The 25,259-nt window shown below is 69.2% G+C and carries 27 protein-coding genes and 1 pseudogene; 10 read left to right on the top strand and 18 right to left on the bottom strand.

Features of this window, described 5'->3' with window-relative positions:
- Positions 1-19: 19 nt before the first annotated feature.
- Positions 20-559: a bifunctional pyr operon transcriptional regulator/uracil phosphoribosyltransferase PyrR gene (gene pyrR, locus ABZW96_RS02680; RefSeq protein ID WP_355070619.1), complete on the bottom strand. Its 540-nt coding sequence runs from the start codon at positions 557-559 to the stop codon at positions 20-22.
- Positions 454-1,275, bottom strand: a complete 822-nt coding sequence (locus tag ABZW96_RS02675) for a class I SAM-dependent methyltransferase (protein WP_355070617.1) — start codon at positions 1,273-1,275, stop codon at positions 454-456. The genes pyrR and ABZW96_RS02675 overlap by 106 nt, the downstream gene beginning before the upstream one ends.
- Positions 1,276-1,305: 30 nt before the next feature.
- Here ABZW96_RS02675 and ABZW96_RS02670 point away from each other — a divergent pair, with 30 nt between their 5' ends.
- Both ABZW96_RS02670 and ABZW96_RS02665 read left to right on the top strand, forming a co-directional pair.
- Positions 1,306-1,932 carry an alpha-ketoglutarate-dependent dioxygenase AlkB gene (locus ABZW96_RS02670; RefSeq protein WP_355070615.1) on the top strand — a complete coding sequence of 209 codons (627 nt, stop codon included), beginning with the start codon at positions 1,306-1,308 and terminating at the stop codon, positions 1,930-1,932.
- A 95-nt stretch (positions 1,933-2,027) separates the two neighbouring features.
- The gene (locus ABZW96_RS02665) at positions 2,028-2,741 is read left to right on the top strand and encodes an HD domain-containing protein (protein ID WP_355070613.1); all 714 of its coding nucleotides are present in this window, start codon (positions 2,028-2,030) and stop codon (positions 2,739-2,741) included.
- 97 nt (positions 2,742-2,838) lie between these two features.
- Here the strand turns inward: ABZW96_RS02665 and ABZW96_RS02660 are convergent, their stop codons facing one another.
- Complete coding sequence (locus tag ABZW96_RS02660; protein ID WP_355070611.1) at positions 2,839-3,414, bottom strand: helix-turn-helix domain-containing protein; 576 nt, start codon at positions 3,412-3,414, stop codon at positions 2,839-2,841.
- A gap of 83 nt (positions 3,415-3,497) precedes the next feature.
- On the opposite strand from ABZW96_RS02660, the gene ABZW96_RS02655 reads away from it, so the two are divergent.
- Entirely contained in the window at positions 3,498-4,484 is a 987-nt protein-coding gene (locus tag ABZW96_RS02655; protein WP_355070609.1) for a zinc-binding dehydrogenase, read from the top strand.
- A gap of 35 nt (positions 4,485-4,519) precedes the next feature.
- Positions 4,520-5,686: a serpin family protein gene (locus ABZW96_RS02650; RefSeq protein WP_355070608.1), complete on the top strand. Its 1,167-nt coding sequence runs from the start codon at positions 4,520-4,522 to the stop codon at positions 5,684-5,686.
- Positions 5,687-5,689: 3 nt separating this feature from the next.
- On the opposite strand, the gene ABZW96_RS02645 is transcribed toward ABZW96_RS02650, so the two are convergent.
- The 4 genes from ABZW96_RS02645 to ABZW96_RS02630 all read right to left on the bottom strand — a co-directional run bounded on the left by ABZW96_RS02645 (position 5,690) and on the right by ABZW96_RS02630 (position 8,707).
- Positions 5,690-6,916, bottom strand: a complete 1,227-nt coding sequence (locus ABZW96_RS02645; RefSeq protein WP_355070606.1) for an FAD-dependent oxidoreductase — start codon at positions 6,914-6,916, stop codon at positions 5,690-5,692.
- A gap of 108 nt (positions 6,917-7,024) precedes the next feature.
- Positions 7,025-7,558 (bottom strand): DUF4334 domain-containing protein, encoded by a 534-nt coding sequence (locus tag ABZW96_RS02640; protein ID WP_355070604.1) that lies wholly within the window; start codon positions 7,556-7,558, stop codon positions 7,025-7,027.
- An 89-nt stretch (positions 7,559-7,647) separates the two neighbouring features.
- Positions 7,648-8,154, bottom strand: coding sequence for a DMT family transporter (locus tag ABZW96_RS02635; RefSeq protein ID WP_355070602.1), 507 nt, complete (start codon positions 8,152-8,154; stop codon positions 7,648-7,650).
- A 64-nt stretch (positions 8,155-8,218) separates the two neighbouring features.
- Positions 8,219-8,707, bottom strand: coding sequence for a DMT family transporter (locus tag ABZW96_RS02630; protein ID WP_355070600.1), 489 nt, complete (start codon positions 8,705-8,707; stop codon positions 8,219-8,221).
- Between the two features lie 211 nt (positions 8,708-8,918).
- Here ABZW96_RS02630 and ABZW96_RS02625 point away from each other — a divergent pair, with 211 nt between their 5' ends.
- Positions 8,919-10,172: an SLC13 family permease gene (locus ABZW96_RS02625; RefSeq protein WP_355070598.1), complete on the top strand. Its 1,254-nt coding sequence runs from the start codon at positions 8,919-8,921 to the stop codon at positions 10,170-10,172.
- A gap of 278 nt (positions 10,173-10,450) precedes the next feature.
- Here the strand turns inward: ABZW96_RS02625 and ABZW96_RS02620 are convergent, their stop codons facing one another.
- The 4 genes from ABZW96_RS02620 to ABZW96_RS02605 are packed head-to-tail and all read right to left on the bottom strand — an operon-like array spanning position 10,451 to position 12,994.
- Positions 10,451-10,714: a YciI family protein gene (locus tag ABZW96_RS02620; protein ID WP_355070596.1), complete on the bottom strand. Its 264-nt coding sequence runs from the start codon at positions 10,712-10,714 to the stop codon at positions 10,451-10,453.
- Positions 10,711-11,220, bottom strand: coding sequence for a transcription antitermination factor NusB (nusB, locus tag ABZW96_RS02615; protein ID WP_355070594.1), 510 nt, complete (start codon positions 11,218-11,220; stop codon positions 10,711-10,713). Before nusB ends, ABZW96_RS02620 begins: the two co-directional genes overlap by 4 nt.
- A 34-nt stretch (positions 11,221-11,254) precedes the next feature.
- A complete protein-coding gene (gene efp, locus ABZW96_RS02610) occupies positions 11,255-11,818 on the bottom strand; it encodes an elongation factor P (protein ID WP_355070592.1) in 564 nt (187 codons plus the stop codon).
- Positions 11,819-11,866: 48 nt separating this feature from the next.
- Positions 11,867-12,994, bottom strand: coding sequence for a Xaa-Pro peptidase family protein (locus tag ABZW96_RS02605; RefSeq protein WP_355070590.1), 1,128 nt, complete (start codon positions 12,992-12,994; stop codon positions 11,867-11,869).
- Positions 12,995-13,217: 223 nt separating this feature from the next.
- On the opposite strand from ABZW96_RS02605, the gene ABZW96_RS02600 reads away from it, so the two are divergent.
- From ABZW96_RS02600 to aroB, 5 genes and pseudogenes are all read left to right on the top strand, one after another.
- The gene (locus tag ABZW96_RS02600; protein ID WP_355070588.1) at positions 13,218-13,691 is read left to right on the top strand and encodes a prepilin peptidase; all 474 of its coding nucleotides are present in this window, start codon (positions 13,218-13,220) and stop codon (positions 13,689-13,691) included.
- Positions 13,692-13,902: 211 nt separating this feature from the next.
- Entirely contained in the window at positions 13,903-14,784 is an 882-nt protein-coding gene (locus ABZW96_RS02595) for a universal stress protein (protein ID WP_355070586.1), read from the top strand.
- A 96-nt stretch (positions 14,785-14,880) separates the two neighbouring features.
- Positions 14,881-16,089 carry a chorismate synthase gene (aroC, locus tag ABZW96_RS02590; RefSeq protein WP_355071043.1) on the top strand — a complete coding sequence of 403 codons (1,209 nt, stop codon included), beginning with the start codon at positions 14,881-14,883 and terminating at the stop codon, positions 16,087-16,089.
- Positions 16,086-16,706 (top strand): annotated as a pseudogene (locus ABZW96_RS02585) (shikimate kinase); the annotation flags it as partial. The gene aroC and the pseudogene ABZW96_RS02585, both read left to right, overlap by 4 nt.
- Before the next feature lie 263 nt (positions 16,707-16,969).
- Positions 16,970-18,091, top strand: coding sequence for a 3-dehydroquinate synthase (gene aroB, locus ABZW96_RS02580; protein WP_355070584.1), 1,122 nt, complete (start codon positions 16,970-16,972; stop codon positions 18,089-18,091).
- A 64-nt stretch (positions 18,092-18,155) separates the two neighbouring features.
- On the opposite strand, the gene ABZW96_RS02575 is transcribed toward aroB, so the two are convergent.
- The 7 genes from ABZW96_RS02575 to ABZW96_RS02545 form a co-directional block, all read right to left on the bottom strand.
- On the bottom strand, positions 18,156-18,635 hold the full coding sequence (locus ABZW96_RS02575) for a B-4DMT family transporter (RefSeq protein WP_355070582.1): 480 nt from the start codon (positions 18,633-18,635) through the stop codon (positions 18,156-18,158).
- 50 nt (positions 18,636-18,685) lie between these two features.
- The gene (locus ABZW96_RS02570; protein WP_355070580.1) at positions 18,686-18,910 is read right to left on the bottom strand and encodes a hypothetical protein; all 225 of its coding nucleotides are present in this window, start codon (positions 18,908-18,910) and stop codon (positions 18,686-18,688) included.
- 122 nt (positions 18,911-19,032) lie between these two features.
- Positions 19,033-19,851, bottom strand: a complete 819-nt coding sequence (locus ABZW96_RS02565; RefSeq protein WP_355070578.1) for a shikimate dehydrogenase — start codon at positions 19,849-19,851, stop codon at positions 19,033-19,035.
- A complete protein-coding gene (gene mltG / locus ABZW96_RS02560) occupies positions 19,841-21,343 on the bottom strand; it encodes an endolytic transglycosylase MltG (RefSeq protein ID WP_355070576.1) in 1,503 nt (500 codons plus the stop codon). The genes ABZW96_RS02565 and mltG overlap by 11 nt, the downstream gene beginning before the upstream one ends.
- On the bottom strand, positions 21,340-21,903 hold the full coding sequence (gene ruvX, locus ABZW96_RS02555) for a Holliday junction resolvase RuvX (RefSeq protein WP_355070574.1): 564 nt from the start codon (positions 21,901-21,903) through the stop codon (positions 21,340-21,342). Before ruvX ends, mltG begins: the two co-directional genes overlap by 4 nt.
- The gene (gene alaS / locus ABZW96_RS02550) at positions 21,903-24,572 is read right to left on the bottom strand and encodes an alanine--tRNA ligase (protein WP_355070572.1); all 2,670 of its coding nucleotides are present in this window, start codon (positions 24,570-24,572) and stop codon (positions 21,903-21,905) included. The genes ruvX and alaS overlap by 1 nt, the downstream gene beginning before the upstream one ends.
- 72 nt (positions 24,573-24,644) lie before the next feature.
- The gene (locus ABZW96_RS02545) at positions 24,645-25,220 is read right to left on the bottom strand and encodes a Uma2 family endonuclease (protein ID WP_355070570.1); all 576 of its coding nucleotides are present in this window, start codon (positions 25,218-25,220) and stop codon (positions 24,645-24,647) included.
- Positions 25,221-25,259 lie beyond the last annotated feature (39 nt).

Raw genomic sequence — 25,259 nt, 5'->3', positions numbered from 1 at the left:
CCGGCGTGTGGCAGCTTCATCACGCCTCCTCCTGGTGCAGGTAGACGCCGTCGCGGCCGTCGTGTTCGGTCAGCAGCACCGAGATGTCCTCGGAGCGGTTGGTCGGCACGTTCTTGCCGACGTAATCGGCACGGATCGGCAGTTCCCGGTGACCGCGGTCGATGAGCACCGCCAGCTGCACCGCGCGCGGGCGGCCGAGGTCGCGCAGACCGTCGAGCGCGGAGCGGACGGTGCGGCCGGAGAACAGGACGTCGTCGACCAGCACCACGAGCGCGTCCTCGATACCGCCTTCCGGAACGGAGGTGCGCTCCAGCGGCCGGTGCGGGCGGCTGCGCAGATCGTCCCGGTAGAGGGTGATGTCGAGCGAGCCCAGAGCCGGGCGGACGCCGGAGAATTCCTCGATCTTGCCGGTGAGCCGCGCGGCCAGGGTGGTGCCCCGGGTGGGGATGCCGATCAGCACCACGCGTGGCGCGCCCGGCTCACCCGCGTCCAGCGCGGTCTTCTCGATGATCTGGTGCGCGATGCGCGCGACGGTCCGCCCGACATCCGAAGCCGACAACAGCTCTCGTCCCGCCGCCACCCATTCCGGGGTATGTCGCTGCGATGTCTCGGCAGCGCCGGACTTGGCGGCCCGTTCTTCGGGCACGGCCATGCCGACCTCCTTCCCCGCCTCACCGGACGGTCCGTTAAAGGATGTCTTACGGCAAGCAGCGTAGCAGCGCCCCGACCCCCGGTTTCACCAGGCATATCGCGCTGTGAGCGGGGCCACTGAGCGCGGGGCAGCGGCCGCTGTCGGCGCACGGCGAGAAATACACCGAGATCGCGGCTGCCCAGGAGCGCGTGACGCTCCAGCGGCGCCACCAAGTCGTCCCAGGCCCGGAACTCGGTCCGCCATCCGTGCTCGGCGAGCCATTCTTCGGCGCCGGGTCCCAGCCCACTGGGCTCCCTCGGCCCGTCTCCCCCGGCCCGGACCAACCACCGCAACTCGGTGTACCGGTCGCTGTGCTGATCGGTGTCGAACTTGCCGACGCCGAAGCGACTTTCCGGCGCGGACAGCTCCGTCAGCGTGGTCACCACCCGGAGGGCGTCGGCACGCCGTAGATATCCGAGCACCCCTTCGTCGACCCAGTGGGTCGGGACGTCGGCGCGAAACCCCTCGACGCGCAGCGCGGCCGCCCAGTCGCCGCGCAGATCGGCCGCCACGACATGTCTCGCGCAGAGGGGACGGGCGTCGGCCGCGTCCAATACCGGCCCATGACCGAAAACCGCTAGCACATATGTTCGATCAGCGGTACGCTCGGCCGCATGTCCACACCGCTACAGGGATCGCTGCTCGACGGGTTCGGTGAGACCGAACTCGGGCCGCTGCGCGACGCGCGCCGTACGGTGCTCGACCACGACGCCTGGGTGGATCTGCTGCCCGGTTGGCTTTCGGGCGCGGACGCGCTGTTCGACCGACTGGTCGACGGCGTGCCATGGAAAGCCGAACGCAGGCCGATGTACGACCGCGTGGTAGACGTGCCCCGGCTGCTGCGGTTCTACGCGGAGCACGAACCGCTGCCGGATCCGGCACTCGCCGACGCGCGCACAGCACTGAGCGAGCACTATCGGCGCGAACTCGGCGAACCGTTCCGCACCGCGGGCCTGTGCTACTACCGGGACGGGCACGACAGCGTCGCCTGGCACGGCGACACCATCGGCCGCGGCGCCACCCACGACACCATGGTCGCGATCGTGTCGATCGGGGCGCCAAGGGCGCTGCTACTCCGGCCGCGCGGCGGTGGCCCGAGCATCAAATACGTTGTCGGACATGGCGACCTGCTGGTCATGGGCGGCTCTTGCCAGCGCACCTGGGAGCACGCCGTGCCCAAGACGCGCAGGCCCACCGGTCCGCGGATCAGCATCCAGTACCGTCCACGCGGCGTCCGCTGACCCTGCTCCCACGCACCGTTTCGAGCTGAACCATCGTCGAGGTCGGAAGTGATCGTCGTCCGCCACGTGTCCCCCGCTCCGGTTAGCCTGGCATTATGAGCAATCCAGGGGCGGGGGTCTTGGCCGTGATGCCGCTGCACACGATCAGCGAGGTCTACGGCGAGGCCGGGCTGCGCGAACGATTACTGCTGGAAATCGCCGAGTTGCCGGACACGCAACGCCTGGCCGCGGCGCTCGATCTCGCGGCCGATCTGCATCGCGACGATCGGTACGGCCGCGAGCCCTATCTCAGTCATCTTCTGCGCGTGTCAATTCGGATCATCAGCCATTACGAGGTTCGCGATCCGGACGTGGTCGCGGCGGGGCTGTTGCACGACGCGGTCGAGGACCACGCCGCCGAGCTGGCCGCCGATCGTCCCGGACCCACCGTCGACGCCGCACTGGGCGCGCTCACCGATCGGTTCGGTGCGCGAGTGGCCGATCTCGTGGCCGCGGTGACCAATCCCGAGCCGGATCCGGCCCGGGACCGGCAGGCGCAGTACCGCGAGCATGTCGCGACGAATCTGGACCGGGACCCGTGGGCCCGCGTCATCAAGCTCTCCGACTTCACCGACAACGGTGTGGGCATCCTCTACGCCACCGGCCCCGCGATGGCGAGACTCGCCGCCAAGTACCGCCCGCTCACCGACGTGTACCGCGATCTGGTCACCCGGCCGGACACGCCGCTGGCCGAGCACGTCCGGCAGCACATCCTCGATCAGCTCGACCGAGCCGACGAACGGTTCGAGGCCATTCTGTCGCGGGACTGATCGCCGCGCGAGGTGTGAGCGGATCGAAACCGCGTGCCGCACACGAACGGTCGAGCCGTAGACGGACCGACGCGCCGGTCGCGATGCCGCACGAGCGTCAGGGCGCGCGTAGCACCGATTCGACCAGCTCGCGGACTGCGGCCAGCAACCGTTCCGTCTCGCCCGCGCGGACCATGGCAGGCACCAGTTCGGCGCTCAGCGCGCCGAGCAGTAGCCGCCCGACCACTTCGGCGTCCAGGTCCGGACGCGCCTCGCGCAGCAACGTGGTGATGTGGCGGTCCCAGAACGCGTGGAATTCGGCGGTTCGCGGATGTGGCGGCTCGGTGCGATAGGCGACCATCAGCTCGGAATTGTTGATCACCAACCGTGCCATGGCGTCGAAGTAGGCGACCAGCCGGGCATCGGCGGGCGCACCGGGGCCGAGGGGTGGCGGGCCGCTGGTGACCGCGTCCATGAGCGCGACCGCGCTTTGCGCGACCATCTCGTGCAACAGCCCCGCCCGGCTGCCGAAGCGATGGAAGATCGTGCCCTTGCCCACTCCGGCGGCGGCCGCGACGCGGTCCATGGTGATCGCTTCGGCGCCGTGCTCGGCCAACAGGGCGAAGGTGGCGTCCACTATCGCCCGCCGGTTGCGCGCCGCGTCGGCCCGTTCCTTCGGCCGTCCGTCGCCCATCGCACCCACTTTCTAGACAAGTTGACCGACGGTCCATATCATCGGTGAGTCAATTGGACCGTCAGTCAACTTATGGAGTTCATATGCAGGCAATCGTAATGACGGCGCCGGGCAGCCCGGACGTGCTGGTCACCGCGGACGTCCCGGCGCCACGGGCAGACGCGGACGAGGTGGTGATCCGCGCCGAGGCGATCCCGGTGCTGTTCCCCGAGACCAAGCTGCGCTCCGGGGAGTTCCCGCTCGGCGCGCCGCTGCCGCTGGTTTTCGGTTTCCAAGCCGCAGGGGTCGTCACCGAGGTCGGCGCGCAAGTCGATCCGGCGCTGATCGGACGCCGGGTCGTCGTGTCGACCCAGGGTTCCGGCGCTTACGCCGAATTCGTCGCCGCCAACGCGGATTCCGTGGTTTCCATTCCGGACGGCCTGTCCTCCGTGGACGCCGCGGCGGTGCTGATGAACGGATCGGTGGCGATTCCACTGCTGGAGACCGCCGCGCTCACCGGCATCGAAACCGTCCTGATCGAAGCCGCCGCCACGGGCATCGGCAGCGCGCTGACCCAATTGGCGAGAGAATTCGGGGCGGCTCGCGTCATCGGGACCGCAGGTGGTCCCGACAAGGTCGCCCACGCGCGCAAACTGGGAGCCGACGAGGTGATCGACCACAACGATCCGGACTGGACCACCCGGCTGCGCGAAACACTCGACGGCGCGACGGTGGACGTGGTGTTCGATTCGATCGGCGGCGCGAGTGCCGTCGGCCTGCTCGATCTCCTGACACCCCTGCGCGGCCGGATGCTGGGCTACGGATGGTTGTCCGGAGCACCCGCGCAGGTGTCGGCGAGCGACCTGCTCATGCGCGGGCTCACCTTCGTCGGTTGCGCAGGACCGGACTGGCTGAACCGAGTAGCCCAAGCGCGCACCGCCGTTCTGGCCCGCGCGGCGGCGGGCGGCCTCGACCCGCTGGTCGAGGCCGTGCTGCCGCTGGACCAGGCGAGCCGCGCGCATCGCCTGTTGGAGGAAAGGACGGTACTGGGCAAGATCGTGCTGCGCCCGGGCTCCGCCGTGTCCGGATAACGCCGCGCGGCCCCCGGCGTAGCTAGGGTGGGCTGGTGCGGACTTCTGTGGAATCCCATGTCGGCGCCGCCAACGCGCTCACCGCACGGTGGTGCGCGGCGGCGGGCGAACGAGACTTCGTGGTGTCCGGCGCCGGGGTATGGCCGCTGCTCGCCCTGCTCGCTTCCGCGGCGGACGGTCCGGCTCGGGACGAACTGACGACCGCGACCGGCTTGCCCGCGGCGGACGGGCAAGCCGCGGCGCTCCGGCTGCTGGACGACCTCGAGCGCGCGGAGGCGGTGTCGGCCGCACTCGGAGTGTGGGTGCGCCGCGACCTTCCGTTGCACGAGCCGTGGTCGCAGTCGCTTCCCGAGAGCGTGCTCGCGCGGCTGGCCGGGCAGTCCGAGCTCGACAGCTGGGCGGCCCGGCACACCGATGGGCTCATCGAACGCTTTCCCCTCACGGTCGATCCCGAGACGCTGCTGATACTCGCCACCGCGCTGGTCGCGAAGACGAAGTGGCAGGCGCCCTTCGATGTCGGGACGCTGGCACCCGAGGACGGCCCGTGGCGGGGACATCGCGGACCCGGGTTGTCCCGCACGAGCCGCGACCTGACGAACGCCGCGATCCTGGACGCATCGGAACCGGTCACCCGCGTGGTCGTCGAAGGCGTCGCCGACCTCGACGTCCACCTTCTGCTCGGCACCGGGGCACCCGGCGCCGTGCTCGAAACGGGCCTGGCCGCGCTGTCCGGCAGTGTGCCGACCCGCTCCGACCTGCCGGTCGGCACGAAGGGACCGGGCCTGAACGTGCGTACCGAGCCGGTGGTACCCAACACTGGCCGACTGCGCGTCCAGCTACCGCCTTTCGAAGTCCGCTCCACCCACGATCTGCTCACCGCGCCGGGCTTGTTCGGCCTGACCGCCGCGACCGACTGCACCCACGGCCACTTCCCGGCGATCTCCCCGGAGCCACTGTGCGTCGGCCAGGGAGCGCAGGAAGTGCTCGCCCGGTTCGGCCACGAAGGTTTCGAGGCGGCCGCCGTGACGGCCTTCGCGTTGCGCGCGGCAGCGGCCGTCCTGCGGCACGACTACGCGCCTGTCGTCTCGGTGGTCTTCGACCGGCCCTTCGGTTTCCTCGCCGTGCACCGCCCGACGGGTCTGGCGGTCGTCGCGGGTTGGATCGCCACCGCGCCTACGTCCTCCCCCGACGTGCCGGCCTGAGCGCTACCGCCGCGCGAAGTGCGGGGCGTGCTCGGGCAAGACACCGCGAGCGATCAAGAAGGTCGGCACGCTGCGAATCACGGGGATGCGCCGCAGAATGCGGACCGGCAGCGGTGCGCGCGGGGAACTCGCGATGTCGACTCGTCCGTCGAGGGCGGGCGCGACCGCGACGGTGTGCAGGAGTCGCTGCATTCCCTGTGTCACCACGGTCGGGAATCGGCGCCGTCGCTGCACCTTCGCCAACTCCCTGGTGCCGAGCGTCCCCGAGAGCAGCGGCGGAGCAAGGATCCTGGCCGCGGCTACGGCGTCCTGCACGGCCAGGTTGATGCCGACGCCGCCGGCCGGGGACATGGCATGGGCGGCGTCGCCCAGACACAACAGGCCGTTGGTGTACCACTTGGTCAGCCGATCGAGTTTCACCTCCAGCAACTTGACCTCGTCCCAGCTGGTCAAGGCGTCGATCCGGTCGTAGAGCCAGGGAGCGGCCTCGGCCAGACTCCGCATGACGTCCCGCACCGGCCCGCGGCGGGCGGATTCGTCGGCGCCCTTGGCGATCAACGTCGCGCACTGCCAGTAGTCGCCGCGATCGAGCAGCACCGCCACCCGCCGGGCGCTGACGATCGGCAGCGCGCCCGCGGGATCGATCTCGGTGCGCGGCAGGCGGAACCACCAGACGTCCATGGGTGTCGACCACGTGCGGATCGGCAGTCCCGCGGCCGACCGCAGCAGTGAGCCGCGGCCGTCGCAGGCCACCGTGAGGTCGGCTTCGATCGCGCCGGTGGCGCCGTCGACGGTCCGGTAGGCGACGCCACCTACCCGGCCGTCGATCCAAACCAGGTCGGTGGCCTCGGTGTTCAGCCGCAGCCGGAAGGTGGGTTCGTCGGCCGCGGCACGCGCGAGCAGATCCAGCAGATCCCACTGCGGCACCATGGCGATGTACTTGTGCCTGCCCGGCAGATGCGTCAGCGTGGCGAGCGTCTGCAGGCCGCCCGAGATCGGCAGTTGCACTCGATCCACCTTGCGCGCGGGCAGTTTCGCGAACTCCGCGCCGAGACCCAGTTCGTCGAGCAGATCGAGGGTGGTGGGATGCACGGTGTCGCCGCGGAAGTCACGGAGGAAGTCCTTGTGCTTCTCCAGCACCGTGACCTCGACCCCGGCCCTGGCGAGCAGCAGCCCGAGGATCATTCCGGCCGGGCCCCCACCAACCACCAGGCAGGTCGTGCGCTCCATCGACTGTGTCTCCCTCGGTCACCACATCGCCGCAAGGTGTCGCCTGTTCGCGCAAATCCTAGTGTGGCGGGCGCGGCGCCGGACCCGGATCGGCGACGGCCGACCGGCTCAGCCGATATCCCGATGCAGCACGAAGAAATACGGTTCGGCCATACCACGCAAATCCATCACGCCGAGCAGGGTGTGCTCGTCGGCGCGCCGGAAATGATCGATGATCGGCAGGTGGTCGTAGACCATCGCGGCACTTGTCACACCGCGGTATTCGACCTCACGCAGACGCGCGGTGTGCTTGCGCGTGCGCAGCGCGGGACGCAGGACCGGCAGCAACTTGCGCAGGGCCCGCACACCGGGCAGCGGTACCCGCCCGGCCAACGCGACCGGGACGCGGCGCGGATCGACGGCGAACACCGCGCCGCCCGAGGTGAACAACAGCGGATGCACGCTGTCGGGGCCGTCGAACTGCTTGCCGTACCAGCCCGAAGCCACCAGCACACCGTCCATCGGATGACCGGTGTCCAGTTCTTCGCCTCGCCAGCGCCCGGTCGTGACGTCCTCGACCCGCGCCGCGGGGAGTCGGTCGAACAGCGCCCACGCCTCCTGTGCGGTACGGATGTCCGTCACGGTCAGCTCGTTCGCGGCCATGTCTCCCACTTCCCTCAGCGAGGCAACGTTGCGATAGCTACCCTATCTGTCTCTCAGAACGCCGCTGTCGACCAGGTCCGCACGGATGTTCAGTAGGTCGCCATGAGATAGATCCCGGCGATGATCATGACGCAGGCGACGACGCGTTTCGAGCTCACCGTGCGCCGCGGGAATCCCATCAGCCCGAAGTGGTCGATCGTGAGCGCACCGAACATCTGTCCCGCGATGATGAGGGCGTTGAACGTACCCGCGCCCACATCGGAGGCCACGGAGATCATCGCCAGGATCGCGGCCCCGCCGAGCAGGCCACCGAAGGGCGCCCAGCGGGGCATACTCCGGATGTCGGCCTTCGTCGGCCACGGCCGGTTCCTGGAAACCAGCAGCGCCACCGTGAGGAAGATCGCGAAGCCGGTGAATGCGACGGCGTAGGAGATCACGCCACACAGCCAGACGTTCTTCAATGCGAGCTTCAGCGAGTTCTGGCAACCGGCTTCTACGGAGCGCAGCGCGCCGCCGACCAGGATGAACGCGAAGATGAGTGCCATCGTGACGCGGGACAGGGCGGCACGGGGCTTTTCGGCGGTCTGAACCGTCATCGAGAATCCTCGGGAGAGTGCGAAGAGTGGATGGCTGGGACCGGCAGCGGTGGGCGTACTGCTGTCAGGTGACGCTGACCCTGGGCTCGTCGCCCGCGGGCTCATCGGCCATCAGGTATATCGCGAGCGTGATCAGCCCGCAGGCCACCAGACGCGGAACGCTGGCGGATCGTTCTTCGAATCCCATGAGTCCGAAGTGATCCATGATCACGGCGACCACCATCTCGCCGACGATCACCAGCGCGCTGAAGGTCGCCACGCCGACATGCCGGGCGACCGCGATCATCCCCATCACCGCCGCGCCGCCCAGCAGACCGCCGAACGGCGCCCACCACGGCATGTTCCGAACGTCGTCGAGCGTCGGCCACGGCGTCTTCGACGAGAGCGCCAGGAAGATCGAAAAGCCGGTCAGCGCAACGGCATACGAGATCACCGCGCAGAGCCACATGTTCTTCATGTGGTTCATCAACGTGTTCTGACAGCCGGCTTCGGCCGACCGTAGGCTGCCTCCGACCAGGATGAACAGAAATACCAGTCCGATGACGAGGCTCATGGGCAATACATCCTTGGCTCGACGGCGGACGAACACCGAGATTGCCTCGGACACAACGTTTTCCACCCGAAAACGGGATCGGTTGTGCCGGAACCGACGTCCGACCTATGTGACCCGCATAACGTACCATCGAATAACGGTACGTTCAATGGGTAAGCGAGGACTGCCGTGGCCCGTCTCGGCCGGGAAGGGACGCGAACGAAGGGCTGCCATGATGGCACTCGTGCCCGAACTGGTCGATTCCTCCACACGGAACCCACCCGCGACCACCTCCGAGCGGCGGCTCAGCGTCCTGGACCGGGTCCGGCTCGCCTTGCTGGCGGCCGGTCTGCTGTGCGTGCTCACCGGGCTCCTGCCCCGCGACGAGGCCGCCGCGAACATGCGCCGCATCGGCCCGTTACTGCTGTTTCTCGCAAGCGTGATCGTGCTGGCCGAGCTCACCCGGCAGGCGAAGGTCTTCGACGCCATCGCCCATCGCCTCGCGATCCTCGGTCGCGGCCATTACCCGGCGCTGTTCGGCCTCTGCGTGCTGTTCGCCTCCGCGACCACGGTGCTGCTGAACCTCGACACCACAGCCGTGCTCATCGCCCCGGTCATGCTGGCACTAGCCGCGCCCGCTCGGATCCCACCACTGCCGCTGGCCATGACCACCCTGTGGCTGGCGAACACCGCGAGCCTGCTGCTACCGGTCTCCAATCTCACGAATCTGCTCGCCGCCGACCGGGTGGCACTGACCGCGACCGGATTCGCGAGCAGAATGCTGGCGCCGCAGATGGTCTCGATCACCGCGACGACGGTGTGCCTGTGGGTGTGGTACTGGCGGCGCGGTCGCCGGGAAACCGACCGCTACGTGCCGCCCGAGCCGATCCGGCTCGTGAACTTCCGGGAGCGCTCGCTGTTCTACACGACAGCCGGGGCCTGTCTGTTGTTCATCGTCGCGATCCCCCTCGTCGGCGACCGGATCGGCGTCGCGGCGACGGTCGCGGCGCTCATCGCGTTGGCGGCGTTCGCCGTGTTCGATCGCGGCGCGTTGCGGCTTTCGCTCATCCCGTGGCAGCTGCTCGTGTTCGTGGTCGGATTGTTCCTGGTGGTGCCCACCCTGAGCCGATTCGGCCTCGGCGACTCGATGCATGCTCTGATCGGCACCGACTCGGGTGCGTCCGGCGCTTTCCGAGCCGCCGCGGCGGGTGCGGGTCTGTCCAATGTCGCGAACAATTTGCCCGCCTACACCGCGGGCGAGGCGGTGATCCCCGCGCAGAACAGCGATCAACTCCTCGCGTTGCTGATCGGCACCAATGTCGGCCCGATCGTCACGCCGTGGGGCTCGCTCGCCACACTGCTGTGCCTGGAGTTCTGCCGCATGCACGGCGTACGGGTACCCATGCGACGTTTCGTCCTGACCGGTGCCGCGCTCGCGACGGTCGCCACCGCAGGCGCGGTCACAGCGCTGCTGATGACGAGTTAGCCGCCGAGACACCCGCGAGTCAGCGCCTCGCTTGACCTCGAGTGCGGTCGAGGTACGAGGATACTGTCGAGACAGGATCGAGACGCACGTCCAGGTTCGGTCTCCGCGCGGAACCCAGGTTCCGGTGCTCCCGCTGGGCATCCGTACACCCACCAGCGGGAGCCATGCGCGGTCTGCGGTAGGAGTTGCACGGACGTCGCGTTGCCCGGCCTCACGCTGCCGCGCGGGAACACGAACCGAGCCGGGAAGCCCGCGCACGCTCCGACGGGCAGTCGAAGTCAGCTCGGCGCCGTGACTTCCCACTCGTAGATCGTGAGCTCCGAGGACCCGGTGGTGTGCACCGGATCGGTGAACACGATTTCCCTTGCGGCGTCGAGGGCTTCGGCGTAGATGATGTACGCGCCTCCGGTGCCGTCGGTGAAGCGGCCACTCTCCTGCAACTGCCCCAGATCCTGCAGCGACTGCAGGAACCGCCGGTGCGGCTCGATCACGGCGGTATCGAAGCGCGGTGTGCGCATCGCCAGGACGAGGTACTTGTTCACGCCTCGGGCTCCGGGCGGGGGGCCCTCGTCGCGGCAGCGGCGGCGCGCACCTGCGGCGCCACCAGGACGACCTGCCCCAGCACGCCGTTCAGGAAGGACGGGGAGTCGTCGGTGGACAGCTCCTTGGCCAGCTCCACCGCCTCGTCCACGGCGACGACCGGAGGCACGTCGCTCGCGTGGAACAGCTCCCAGACCGCGATGCGCAGGATCGCGCGATCCACGGCCGGGAGCCGCGACAAGGTCCAGTCCTGCAAGTACGACTCGATCGTTCCGTCCACCCGGTCGAGATCGTCGGCCACACCCTCGACCAATGTCCGGGTGTAGGCGTGCACCGGCGCGACCGACTGGTCGCGGGCGGCGAGCTCGGCGCGCTCGTCGAGCAGGTCGGCGGCGTCGACGTCCCTGGCCTCCGCCTCGAACAGCAGGTCGACCGCACGGCGGCGGGCCTTGTGCCGCGCGCCGAGCTTCTTGTACGTGGACTTCTTGTCCACGGGCTGGTCAGCCACGGTCACATCATTCCGGGATCGGCCGGCCCGCGGCTCAGGCGTTGACCCGGCCGAGGTAGCTGCCGTCGCGCGAGTCGATGCGCAGCTTGTCGCCGGTGTTGATGAACAGCGGGACCTGCACCTCGGCGCCGGTCTCCAGGGTGGCGGGCTTCGTGCCGCCGGTGGAGCGGTCACCCTGCAGGCCGATGTCGGTGTGCTGGACCACGAGTTCGATCGAGACCGGGAGCTCGACGTACAGCGGCGCGCCCTCGTGCGTGGCGACCTGCACGGTCATGTTCTCCAGCAGGAAGCGGGCGCCGTCGCCGATGGTCTCCTCGGCGATCGAGATCTGGTCGAAGGTCTCGCCGTCCATGAAGACGTAGTCGGTGCCGTCGTGGTACAGGTACGTCATGTCGCGGCGGTCGACGTTCGCGGTCTCCACCTTCACACCGGCGTTGAAGGTCTTGTCGACCACCTTGCCGGACACGACGTTCTTCAGCTTGGTCCGCACGAACGCGGGGCCCTTGCCCGGCTTGACGTGCTGGAATTCGGTGATCTGCTGGAGCTGACCGTCGATCTTCAGCACAAGGCCGTTCTTGAAGTCGCTGGTGTCCGCCACTGTCTTCGGATCTCCTCGTTCTACCGCTTGGTCTCGGGCAGACCGGCGTCAGTCGACGACGGTCAGGTCTTTGCTGGTGTGGGTGAGCAGCTCCGGGCCCCCTTCGCGCACCACGAGCGTGTCCTCGATCCGGACCCCGCCGCGGCCGGGAAAGTACACACCTGGTTCGACGGTCACCGCCACGCCAGTCAGAAGTGTACCGGTTCCGGTTTTCGCGATTCCGGGCGCTTCGTGGATCTGCAGACCGACCCCGTGGCCGAGGCCGTGCACGAACAACTTGCCGTGCCCTGCCGCCTCGATCACCGCCCGCGACGCGGCGTCCACGTCGGATACCGGGACCCCCGGGCGCAGCGCCTCCCGCCCGGCCCGCTGTGCCTCGGCGACCAGCGCGTACACCGCGCGCTGCCAGTCGGTCGGCGCGCCGAGCACGAAGGTGCGGGTCATGTCGGAGTGGTAACCGCCCACCACCGCGCCGAAGTCCAGTTTGACGAAATCACCCGCGGCCAGCACGGCGTCGGTCGGGCGGTGATGCGGGACAGCCGAGTTCACGCCGGTCGCCACGATGGTCTCGAACGAAACCGCTTCGGCGCCGTGTTCGAACATGGCCCATTCCAGTTCCCTGGCCACCTGACGCTCGGTGCGGCCCGGACGCAGTCCGCCCCGCTCCAGCAGCGCGGCCAGACCGGCATCGCCCGCCGCGCAGGCCGCCCGCAACTGATCCACTTCGTAGGCGTCCTTGACCATGCGCAACTGCTCCACCAGCCCGGGCGAGGCGACGAACTCCAGGCCGGTGCGCTGTTCGAGGAAACCGCGATGCTGGTCGACGGTGACCACATGGCTTTCGAAACCCACCCGGCCGACCTGCCACTCACCGGCCAGCTGCACGATCCGCCGGGCGGCGGCGCGCGCGATCTCGGCCCGCAGATCGGGAACCTGCTCGGCGACCTGGGTCCGATACCGGCCGTCGGTGCCGATCACGGTCCGGTCCTCGGCGGTGCGCGTGTCCCAGGAATGCACCAACAACGCCGCGTTGGAGCCGGTGAACCCGGTCAGATATCTGATATTCACCAGATCGGTGACCAGCAGGGCGTCCACCCCGTTCTCCACCAGCAGGCTGCGCAGCGCGCCACGCCGCGCCGCGTAATCCGGCACATGACCCTGGTGATCAGCACACATGAGTCAAAACTACCGCCGACACACCGCACACCGACAGCCAACGCGTGATCGGCATGGCCGTCCGCGGCTGTCGAATCATCGATTTTCGCCCGAAAACATTGCGGCCCAGCATTTCTCGACAGTCGGAGGACTACTGACCCATAGCCTGTTCACACCCGAACCGGTTGTGCACATTCCGGGCCGGAGCGGATGATCCGCGCCGGAACCGGGCGAAGGTGGAGCCATGACTCCACTCGCGTGCGCCGCGCTCACCGTCTGGTGCGCGGCACTGACGACGTTCGACCTGCGTGAAGGACGCCTCCCGAACCGGCTGACGGGCTCCGGAGCGCTGGTCGTGCTCGGATATGCCCTGCACACAAAGCATTTCACCGCCGCTCTGCTGGGCGCGCTGTTGCTTTCGGCGCCGTACCTGCTGGTGCACCTCGCCGCGCCCGCCGCGCTGGGCGCGGGCGACGTCAAGCTCGCGGTGATGCTGGGCGGGGCGACCGCCCTTGGCGGCGCCCGTCCGTGGGTTTGGGCGGCACTCGGAGCACCGGCGCTCACCGCATGCGTCGCGCTCGGAGCACTGGTCTGCCGACGCGCATTCGGCTCCCGCCCCGCCGACTCGGGCGACAGCGCGCTCACCGTGCCGCACGGCCCTGCGATGTGCCTGGCGACATTGCTGGCCCTACTGTCGCCGGTCTTCGACTCGACCTGAGTCCGCTCCGCCCGACGCCACCAGAATGCCGCCGGACCGCGCTGGACGCCGCACAAAGCCAGCAAATCAGTAGCAATTCATCGGTAGCATCAATCGCGGGCAACGACTTTCCGACCCGCCGCCACGTCAGCGCTCGAGATGCGGCGCCTCGGAGAAGTCGCCCCTCGAGTGCGCCAGTACCGCGGAAGCAGCGTCGAGAAGGAGCCGCCCAGTGAATCCGAGGCATCCGTCGCGGGGACCGATCGTCGTGGGAACCGACGGTTCGGAGCAATCGATCGTCGCGGTCCGCTGGGCGGCGCAGACCGCCGCGCTGCACGACGCTCCGCTGCACATCTCGCTCGTCGTGGAGTCCTCGCTCGGCTCCGACGACGACGATCCCCCGCGTCCGGCGGCGCTGCTGCGGGTGCGCGAGGCGGACGAGGCGATCGAGCGCGCGGCGGACGCCGCCGTGGCGGCCGCGCACACCGTGCGCGACATCACCATCGGCACCGAGATCCGCACGGCGCACATCGCCACCGCCCTCATCGAACGCTCCCGGAGCGCGGCGATGCTCGTGGTCGGCACCCGCGGGGTCGGCCGCGTCCAGCGTGTCCTCCTCGGCTCGGTCAGCACCGCCGTCTCCAGGGACGCCGAATGCCCCGTGGCGGTGGTGCCCGCCGAGACGCCGCTGTGGGACCGGGCGACCACCAACCCGGTGATCGTCGGCGTGGACGGCTCCACCGCCGAGCAGGCCGCCATCGGGGTCGCCGCGACCGAGGCGTCGCTCCGCGGGGTCGAACTGGTGGCCGTGCACACCTGGGGTGAGGTCGAGCCGCTGGCCGCGATCGGCACCGACTGGGCCGCCCTGCGCCGGACCGAGGAGGCGTTGCTCGCGACCAGCTTGGCCGGCTGGCAGGAGCAGTACCCGGAGCTGACCATCCGGCGCGAGGTCGTCCGCGACCGTCCGGAGCGAGGGTTGCTCGAACGCTCCCGCGACGGACAGCTGCTGGTGGTGGGCAACCGCGGCCGAGGAACTTTGCGGCGACTGCTGTTCGGCTCGGTCGGTGACGCGCTGCTCCGCTCGGTGGACCGCCCCATTGTCATAGCCCGCTGAGCGCCTCGGCCCGCGGTACCCTGGCTCCCCGGCGTGCGGTTCGTCACGGCGGGCCACGTTCCGGAGCACGGGCGTCGACATGGGAAGATGAACAATGTGCTGCGTTGGATAACTGCCGGAGAATCCCATGGTCCCGCTCTCGTCGCCCTCCTGGAGGGGATGGTGGCAGGCGTCGAGGTCACGTCCGACGAGATCTCCGCGCAGCTGGCCCGTCGCAGGCTCGGCTACGGTCGCGGCGCCCGGATGAAGTTCGAGGCCGACAAGGTCACCGTCATCGGCGGCGTGCGGCACGGGCGCACCATGGGCGGCCCGGTGGCCATCGAGGTGGCCAACTCCGAGTGGCCGAAGTGGACCACGGTGATGTCCGCCGATCCGGTCGATCCGGCCGAACTCGCCGACCTGGCCCGCAACGCACCCTTGACCAGGCCCCGGCCCGGGCACGCCGACTACTCCGGCATGCTCAAGTACAACTTCGACGACGCCCGTAACGTGCTCGAGCGCGCCAGCGCCAGGGAGACCGCCGCGCGCGTCGCGGCGGGCACCGTCGCGCGCAATTTCCTGCGCCAGGCGTTCGGCGCGGAGGTCGTCTCGCACGTCGTGTCGATCGGCGCGGCGCAGAACACTTCCGGCCTCGTGCCGAGCGCCGCCGATCTCGCCGCGGTGGACGAGAGCCCGGTGCGTGCCTTCGACAAGGACGCCGAAGCCGCGATGATCGCGGAGATCGAGGCCGCCAAGAAGGACGGCGACACCCTCGGTGGCGTTGTCGAGGTGGTCGTGGCGGGACTTCCGGTCGGCCTCGGCTCGTTCACCAGCGGCGAGAACCGGCTGGACGCGCGGCTCGCCGCCGCGCTGATGGGCATCCAGGCCATCAAGGGCGTCGAGGTCGGCGACGGTTTCGAGACCGCGCGCCGCCGCGGCAGCCAGGCGCACGACGAGATGCGCCCCGGCCCCGACGGCGTGCTGCGTTCCACCAACCGCGCCGGCGGACTGGAAGGCGGCATGACCAACGGCGAGGCGCTGCGCGTGCGCGCGGCCATGAAGCCGATCTCCACGGTGCCGCGCGCGCTGTCCACCGTCGACATGACCACCGGCGACGAGGCCGTCGCCATCCATCAGCGCTCGGACGTCTGCGCCGTGCCCGCCGCGGGCGTGGTCGCCGAATCCATGGTGGCGCTGGTCGTCGCGCAGGCCGCGCTGGAGAAGTTCGGCGGCGACTCGCTCACCGAGACCGTCGAGAACATCACCAGCTACGTCAAGCGCATCAGCACTCGCCCGCACGTGCCCGCGGACAGTCGGTCGCAATGATCGTGCAGACCGATCCGCGCGCCCCGCGCGTGGTGCTGGTCGGACCGCCGGGGGCGGGGAAATCCACGATCGGCCGCAAGCTCGCCAGGGAACTCGGCGTCGAGCTGTACGACACCGATGCCGGCATCGAGCGGGAGACCGGTCGCACGATCCCGGAGATATTCGCCGAAGACGGTGAGCCCGAATTCCGCAAGATCGAGGAGCGGGTGGTGCGCCGCGCCGTCCTCGCCGAACGCGGTGTGGTCTCGCTCGGCGGCGGTGCCGTGCTGTCCGAGCACACCAGGGCACTCCTGCGCGGCCGCACCGTCGTCTACCTGGAGATCAGTATCGCGGAGGGTCTTCGGCGCACCGGCGCGAGCACGCAGCGGCCGCTGCTCAACGGCGCCGACCCCGGCGCGAAGTACCGGGAACTGATGCGTACCCGTCGGCCGCTGTACCGGGAAGTGGCGACCGTCCGGGTTCGCACCGACGGCCGCAGTCCCGGCCGCGTGGTGCGGATGATCATGACCAAGCTCGGTATGGAGCCGGTCGAACCGGCCGAAACGGATCTCCGGCCACCGCCGAGCGGAATCCCGCAGGGCAGCAGCCGATCCCGGGCCCGCCGACGTGCGAGAGCAAGAGCGGCGGCGCGGCGCAAGACCGCCGATCAGTCCGAGACCACCGACACCGCGACCGGCGCCGCGGCGGAAGCGGCGGTGACCGCCACGGTGCGCTCCCGGCGCAGCCGCAGGAGCGTCACGAGCGAACCCGACGCCGAGGGCGGGGCAGGCAACGGGGAGACGGCGGCGGGCAGCCGATCCCGGCGCGCCCGCGCACGCCGCGCCCGCTCCCGGGCGCGGCAGCAGTCGACAACAGCAACAACAGAATCGGAGCAAGCCACGTGACAGAGCCGAGTCGTCTCGAAGTCCGGACCGCCGACCCGTACCAGGTGATCATCGGCCGCGGGTTGCTCGGCGAACTCGTCGAGTCCGTCCACAGCGCGACCAAAGGTGTGCGCACCGTGGCCGTCTTCCATCAGCCGCCGCTCACCGAGACCGCCGAAGTGGTGCGAAAGGCGCTGGCCGACACCGGTATCGACGCGCACCGGATCGAGATCCCGGACGCCGAGGCGGGCAAGGAACTCGCGGTCGCCGGCTTCTGCTGGGAGGTGCTGGGGCGTATCGGCCTGACCCGCAACGACGTCGTGGTCAGCCTCGGCGGCGGCGCGGCGACCGATCTGGCCGGTTTCGTCGCCGCCACCTGGATGCGCGGGGTGCGGATCGTGCACGTGCCGACCACGCTGCTGGCGATGGTCGATGCGGCGGTCGGCGGCAAGACCGGCATCAACACCGAGGCGGGCAAGAATCTCGTCGGCTGCTTCCACGAGCCGGCCGCCGTGCTGGTCGACCTGGCCACCCTGGAGACGGTGCCGCGCAACGAGATCGTCGCGGGCATGGCGGAGATCATCAAAGCCGGTTTCATCGCCGACCCGGTGATCCTGGAGCTGGTGGAGCGCGACCCGGAGGCCGCCCTCGACCCGTCCGGCGAGGTGCTGCCGGAGCTGATCCGTCGCGCGATCCAGGTGAAAGCCGACGTCGTCGCCGCCGATCTGAAGGAATCCAGCCTCCGCGAGATCCTGAACTACGGTCACACCCTGGGGCACGCGATCGAACGGCGGGAGCGTTACCGGTGGCGGCACGGCGCCGCGGTCTCCGTCGGACTGGTGTTCGCCGCCGAGCTCGGTCGTCTCGCGGGTCGTCTCGATGACGCCACCGCCGACCGTCATCGCGCGATCCTGTCCGCCGTCGGCCTGCCGACCAGCTACGACGCCGACGCGCTGCCTCAGCTGCTGGACGCCATGCAGACGGACAAGAAGACCCGCTCCGGCGTGCTGCGCTTCGTCGTGCTCGACGGCCTGGCCAAACCCGGACGCTTGGAAGGACCCGATCCCGCCCTGCTGGCCGCCGCTTACTCGGCGATCGCGCGGGAGGACAGTCCGAGCGGCGGCGCGGTGCTGCTCTAGCCCGCGGCGGCCGCGAGAGACGAAAACGGCGCGCCCGCTGCGGGCGCGCCGTTTTCTCGTGGAATCAGATCGCGCTGCCCGCGGCGGAGTACAGCGACGGCGGGGTGGAGCGCCCCTTGCCGTTCTGCCGCTCGGCCAGCATCCGGCCGACGCCGACACCGATCAGCGCGGGCACGAAGATCAGCAGGATGATGAACGCCGCGCCCGCCGTGAGTTCGAACAGCAGGCCGTTGTCACCGAGATCGAACCGGGGAGCCCAGTCCAGGATCCAGGACGCCAGGCCGCTGCCGACACCACCCACAACGGCGGCCTTCAGCCACATCATGGTCAGATCGGCGCCGCGTTCGGCGTCCCCGCTCTCGACGCGGTCCCTGCGACCGTCCAGCACACCCCAGGCCGCGATGGCCGCGACCAGCACGACCAGGCACAGGATGCGCATCAGTGCCCCGTGTGTCGGCCAGTACACCATCGCGAACCCGAGCCCGGCACGCAACGCCACCACCAGCGCGCCGAGCACGACGGCCCGCAACAACCAAGCATTCATGCGAAACACCATAGCCGTGTTTCTCGGCAGCGACTACGGCCCTGCGTGTCTCAGTTGGATGGAATCCAGAGGTCGTACCTACCGCTACCGTCGTTCCGCTGAATGCACTTCCCGTCTTTGTGCCACAGCGGCGCCTCTTTCATGCAGTTCGCCAGCGCGACGTTCGACGCCGCGGCAACACACTGGAACCCCCAAGTCGGCTGCGCCGATGCGCAGCCATCGGCTTTCGCCGCCGACTGTCCGGCGAAGACGAACGCGGATGCCGCGATCCCCATCGCGACGGTGACTCCGAGTCGAATCAACACAACGCTACCCCTCCCGTTGAAACGCGTTGGAGGACAGCATAACCGGCGATCACGGCAGCGGAAAGAGCAGATACGCACCGCTGGTGAGAAGGCTATCGACGCCCCTCGTCCAGCGCCGCCGCCATCTCCGCGCGCGGCGCTGCCTGCCCGGTGAACAGCTCGACCTGCCCATACGCCTGGTTCAGCAGCATCTGCAGACCACTGACCACCGTGTGCCCGGACCGGGCCACCGCCTCGGCCAGCGGGGTGGGCCAGGGGTTGTAGATCGCGTCGAGCACCACCGGCGCCTCGGCTACCGCGGGGGCGACCACCACCGCCGCCGTGGCGGGAATGGTGCTCACCACGGCTCCCGCGGCCGCGCAGATCGTACGCAGCGCCCCGGCATCGAAACCGGCCAGCGACGCGATCATCCCCAGCCGCTCGGCGAGTTCCAGCGCGCCGCGCGCCCGCCCGGCGTCCCGGGCGACCACGGTCACCGACTTCGCGCCCAGCTCCGACAACGCCAGCAGGGCGGGCCGCGCGGTGCCGCCCGCCCCCAGCACCACGCCCTCGGTCAGGTCGGTGACACCACCGCCGCGGAGCGCTCCGAGCACACCGTCCACGTCGGTGCAGTCGGCCAGCCAGCCCGCGTCGCGGCGGACCAAGGTGTTGGCCGATCCGACCAACACGGCCCGGTCGGTGCGCTCATCGGCGTAGGCCAGTGCCGCTTCCTTGCCGGGCATGGTCACCGAAAGCCCGACCCATTCCGGCCCGAGCCCGTCGACCAGCCCGGGCAGCTGCTCCGCCGAGCATTCGATGCGCTCGTAGCTCCAATCCAATCCGAGCGCGCGGTACGCGGCCAAGTGCAGCTGTGGCGATCGCGAGTGCGCGATCGGCTTCCCGAGCACCGCCGCCTTGCGATTACCGGCCACCGCTGTCCTTGGAACTGTCGAGGATGCCGCTGCGCTGCGCCCGTGCGATCAGGCGCAGATGCTCCTGATAGTCGTCGGTGAACAGGGTGGTGCCCTGCTTGTCGACGGTGACGAAGTACAGCCACGGCCCCTGCTCCGGATTCTCCATGGCACGCAGAGCGTTCAACGACGGCGCGGCGATCGGAGTCTTGGGCAGGCCACGCATCGCATAGGTGTTCCAGGCGGTTTCCTGGGCGCGGTCGGCGTCGGTGGTCGCCACCTCGGTGCGATCCAGGGTGTAGTTCACCGTCGAGTCGAACTGCAGCATCTGATCGACCCGCAGCCGGTTCACGATCACCCGTGCCACCTTGCCCATGTCCTGGGGCTTCGCCTCGCGTTCCACCAGCGAGGCGGCGACCAGCGTCTGGTACGGCGTCAGTTTCGTGTCGGCGCCGGACTGCAGCAGTCCGGTGGACTCATAGCTCTTGGCACTCGCGGTCACCAATTGCCGCAGGATCTCCGCAGGCGTCCCGCTCGGATCGAAATCCCATGTGCCGGCGGCGATCAGGCCCTCCAGCTGCCGTGTCCGGTCCGGGCAGTCCTTGACACCCTGGGTCGCCCATGCCGGCACTCCGAGCGCGGCCAGGTCCAGGCTCGCGCCCGCGGCATCGAGCTGTTCGTAGCTCACGCACTTCTGATTGGTGCCCGTGCCGATGCAGCTGGCCTCCGCGATCTTGCGGTAGATGCCGTCGTACCGCCCGCCGGTGCTCATGTCGTGTTGGTCGTGCAGCAGCCGTCCCTCGGAGACGACCAGATTGCCGACCCGCGAGGACTTGCTCACCAGCGCCGACACCGCCTCGGCGGCGGGGCTCTGGCTGGGGATCGCGTAGAAGCCGGGCTGCACCGTATTCATGTTCGAATTGCGCACGGCCGCTTGGAAGAACGCGCCCGAGCTCGCCACGACGCCGCGCTCGACCATCGTCGACGCGATCTGCTGGGAGGTGTCGCCCGGATGCACTTGCACCACCACCAGCGGTCCCCCTGGTCCCGCGAAGTCTTTCGGCGGAGCCATACTGGCGACCAACTTCATCCCGGCGAAGATCACGGCGCCGGCGAAGAGAAGGATGAAGACACCCGCGACGAACCATAGGTTGCGGCGGCGCTTCTTGCGCTCGGCGGCTTTGCGGGAGGCGACCCGGGATCGCTTGCCGCGCTGCGAGCGGCCGGAGCGCTCGGGCCGGGCACGTTTCGACTCCGCGCGCTTCGAGCGGCGCGGCTCCTCGACACGCGTCGTCCTGGGGCGCTGTCCGCCACGCCGTGGGGCCGGTGGCGGCGGCGCGGGCTCCGGCTCTTCCTCGTCGTCGACGTAGCGGGGGATGACGGTCGTGTCGTCGTCGTAGTCGTCGTACCGGTCGCCGTCGTACTCGCCCCAGGCCCGGTCGTCTCTCCGGTAACGCCGATCAGCTTCGCGCTGTCGGAACAGTTCCTCGGCCCGCGCCCACCGATCCGTCATGCATCGTCCCCGGACGACGCAGGACGTCCCGCTTCCACCGACCTCAACACCGCACTCCGTTCGTCCAACCATCCTTGCAGGATCGACACGGCCGCCGCCTGATCGATCACCTGCCGCTGGCCACGCGCGCGAACTCCACTGTCCCGCAATGCACGTGCAGCTGACACCGTAGTCAAACGTTCGTCGGAAAGCCGGACCGGCACCGGCACGACAGCAGCCCGCAATCGCTCAGCGAATGCGCTGGCCAGCGTAGCCGCAGTGCCTTTCTCCCCGCGTAATGTTCGCGGCAATCCGACGATTACCTCGACTGCCTCGTACTCCCGCACAATTTCGGCAATTCTTTCGATATCGGGTGCGGGAGCCGATCGCCGGGACGGTTTCGCGCGCGGCACGGTCTCCACCGGGGTGGCGAGGATGCCGTCGGGATCGCTCGCGGCGACCCCGATCCGGACACTGCCGACGTCGACGCCGATCCGCCTGCCCCGACCGGGGTCGGTGGCCGGATGCGGCCGGTCGGCGCCGCGGGGCGCCGACCGCTCCGGTTCCGCTGGGCCGCCCATCACCCGGCGAGTTCGGCCACCCGCGCGCGGACCGCGGTCAGGCCGGCCGGAATGCCGGACGGGTCCGAGCCCGCGCCCTGCGCCATCTCCGGCTTGCCGCCGCCTCGTCCCGCGATACTCGGGCCGAAGCAACCGACCAGATCGCCCGCCTTGATGCCGAGTTCCTGAGCGGGCTTGTTCACCGCGACCACGAACGGCACCTTGCCGTCGGCGTTGCCGAGCAGTACCACCACGGCGGGCTCGCTGCCGAACCGGCCGCGGATGTCGGTGGCCAGCGTGCGCAGATCGCCCGCGGACACGCCCTCCGGCGCGGCCACGGCGACCAGCAGCAGCCGGCCGATCCGCTCGGCCTTCTCGACGAACTCGCCCGCCGAGGACAGCACGGCGGCCATCTTCGTGCGCTCGAGCTCCTTCTCGGCCACCTTGAGCCGCTCCACCAGCTGCTCGACGCGAGCGGGCACCTCGTCGGAGGGCACCTTGAGCGCGGAGGCGACACCGGCCAGCAGCGCGCGCTCCTTGGCCAGGTACGCGTAGGAATCCAAGCCGACGAACGCCTCCACGCGACGCACGCCGGAGCCGACCGACGACTCGCCGAGCACCGTGATCGGGCCGATCTGCGAGGAATGCTGTACGTGCGTGCCACCGCACAGCTCCATCGAGAACGGGCCGCCGATCTCCACCACGCGCACTTCGTTGCCGTAGTTCTCGCCGAACAAGGCCAGCGCGCCCATCTGCTTGGCCTTCGGCAGATCGGTGACGAAGGTGTTCACCGGGAAGTCGGCGCCGACCGCGTCGTTGGAGACGGCCTCGATGTCGGCTTTCTGCTGCTCGGACAGCTGGCCCTGCCAGTTGAAGTCGAAACGCAGGTAGCCCGGCTTGTTCAGCGAACCGGCCTGCACGGCGTTCGGGCCGAGCACCTGCCGGAGGGCGGCATGCACCATGTGCGTACCGGAATGGCCCTGCGTGGCACCCCGCCGCCAGGACGGGTCGGCCTGCGCCAGCACGACGTCGCCCTCGGTGATCTGGCCGTGCTCCACCGTGGTCTTGTGCACCCACAGCTTCTTGGCGATCTTCTGCACGTCGTTCACGCGCAGCTTCAATCCCGACGAGGCGGTGATGGAGCCGCGGTCGGCGATCTGGCCGCCCGCCTCGGCGTAGAGCGGGCTGCGGTCCAGGATGACCTCGACGTCCTGCCCCACGGTCGCCGTCGGCACCCGCACACCGTCGGCGATCAGGGCGAGCACGGTGGCCTCGGAGGTGAGCTCGTCGAAGCCGGTGAACTCGGTGGCGCCGCGGTCGACCAGTTCCTTGTAGATCGTGAGGTCGGCGTGGGCGTGCTTGCGCGCCTGCGCGTCCTCCTTGGCCCGCTGACGCTGCTCGGACATGAGCGAGCGGAAGCCCTCTTCGTCGACCGACAGCCCGGCCTCCGCGGCCATCTCCAGCGTCAGATCGATCGGGAAGCCGTAGGTGTCGTGCAGGGTGAACGCGTCGGACCCGGCGATCGTGCTGCCGCCGTGGGCCTTCACCGCGGCGGCGGTGTTGTCGAACAGGGTGGAGCCCGTGTTCAGCGTCTTCAGGAACGCCGTCTCCTCGCCGACCGCGACGGTCTCGATGCGGCGGAAGTCGGTGGCCAGCTCCGGGTAGGACGGGGCCATCAGGTCGCTGACGACCTTCATGAACTCGCTCATCACCGGCTTCTCGGCGCCGAGCAGGCGGGCCGAGCGCACGATGCGGCGCAGCAGGCGGCGCAGCACGTACCCGCGGCCGTCGTTGCCCGGGTTCACGCCGTCGGCGATCAGCATGGCGGCGGTGCGAGCATGGTCGGCGATCACGCGGAAGCGGACGTCGTCCTCGTGCTGGACGCCGTAGGAGCGTCCGGTCAGTTCCTCGGCCTTGTCGATGATCGGGCGCAGCAGGTCGGTCTCGTAGACGTTGTCCACGCCCTGCAGCAGCAGCGCGATGCGCTCGACCCCCATGCCGGTGTCGATGTTCTTCTTCGGCAGCGACCCGACCGGCGAGTGCCCGAGTTTGGGGCTCAACTCACCGCGGATGTCCTGCATGAACACGAGGTTCCAGATCTCGAGGTAGCGGTCCTCGTCGGCGACCGGCCCGCCGTCGCGGCCGTACTCGGGGCCGCGGTCGTAGTAGATCTCCGAGCAGGGTCCGCCGGGGCCGGGCACGCCCATGTCCCAGTAGTTGTCCTTGCCGTCGCGGAACTGGATGCGCTCCTCGGGGATCCCCGCGACCCGCTTCCAGATCTCGGCGGCCTCCGGGTCGTCCTGGTACACGGTCACCCAGATCCGCTCGGGATCGAACCCGTAACCGCCGTCGTCCTGCGGCTTGGAGATCAGCTCCCAGGCGAGGGTGATCGCCCCCTCCTTGAAGTAATCACCGAAGGAGAAGTTGCCCGCCATCTGGAAGAAGGTGTTGTGCCGCGTGGTGACGCCGACCTCTTCGATATCGCCGGTTCGCACGCATTTCTGCACGCTGGTCGCCCGCGGGTAGGGCGGCGCCTCCTGACCCAGGAAGTACGGCTTGAACTGGACCATGCCCGCGTTGACGAACAGCAGGTTCGGGTCGGCCAGGATCAGCGAGGCACTCGGCACCTCGGTATGGCCGGCACGGAGGAAATGGTCCAGGAAACGCCGTCGAATCTCGTGGGTCTGCACGAATACCCAGCCTACCGGTGCCGCGCACGCGAATATTCATCGACCGGGCTCCGATCGCGTCCCCGCGACCGGTCAGCGAACCCAACCCCGCAACGGCTCGCTATCCAGCGTCATACACACCGGATCAGGCAGTTCGACAGTCTTCCCGAATGCCCGTCGCACAGTCTTGCTGTAGACACCGTCTTCCGGCTCGCTGAACACGACTGACTCGCAGCTGTCTCGGTCCACGAGAAGGTAGACCGGGATGCCGGTCTCGGCATACGCGCGCGGCTTCTCAACTCGATCCCGACGATCGGTGTCGGTGTCATACGACGTCACTTCCACGATCATGAGAACTTTCGCCGGGTCGGCCCATTCGCCCTCGCCTGCGAAACTTCCGTCAGGTGCCAATACCCCGTCCGGACGCACTCGCCCCTTTCGGTACGACTCGACCTGCAAACCGCGCTCCGGATACAGCCACATCTCCGGTCGTTGCAGAAGGAAATGGCGCGTCAACCAACGGATGACCTCGTCGTGGTCCCCCTCCGGCACAGCCTTGACCCCCACCCTCCCGAACACAAATTCCAGTCGCACCGTCTCACCGGCATTCTCGGCGAGTTCCTCGAACTCACTGACGAGCATCTGTGGCCTGTTCACTGGCGCCGCCACGGGAACCTCCAGTTCGTTCCGCCCCTTGTCGGATGCACC

Source organism: Nocardia sp. NPDC004168 (assembly GCF_040610355.1).
Taxonomy (GTDB): domain Bacteria; phylum Actinomycetota; class Actinomycetes; order Mycobacteriales; family Mycobacteriaceae; genus Nocardia; species Nocardia sichangensis.
The sequence above is the reverse complement of the archived record's forward strand: the minus strand, read 5'-3'. Positions and strand labels throughout refer to the sequence as shown.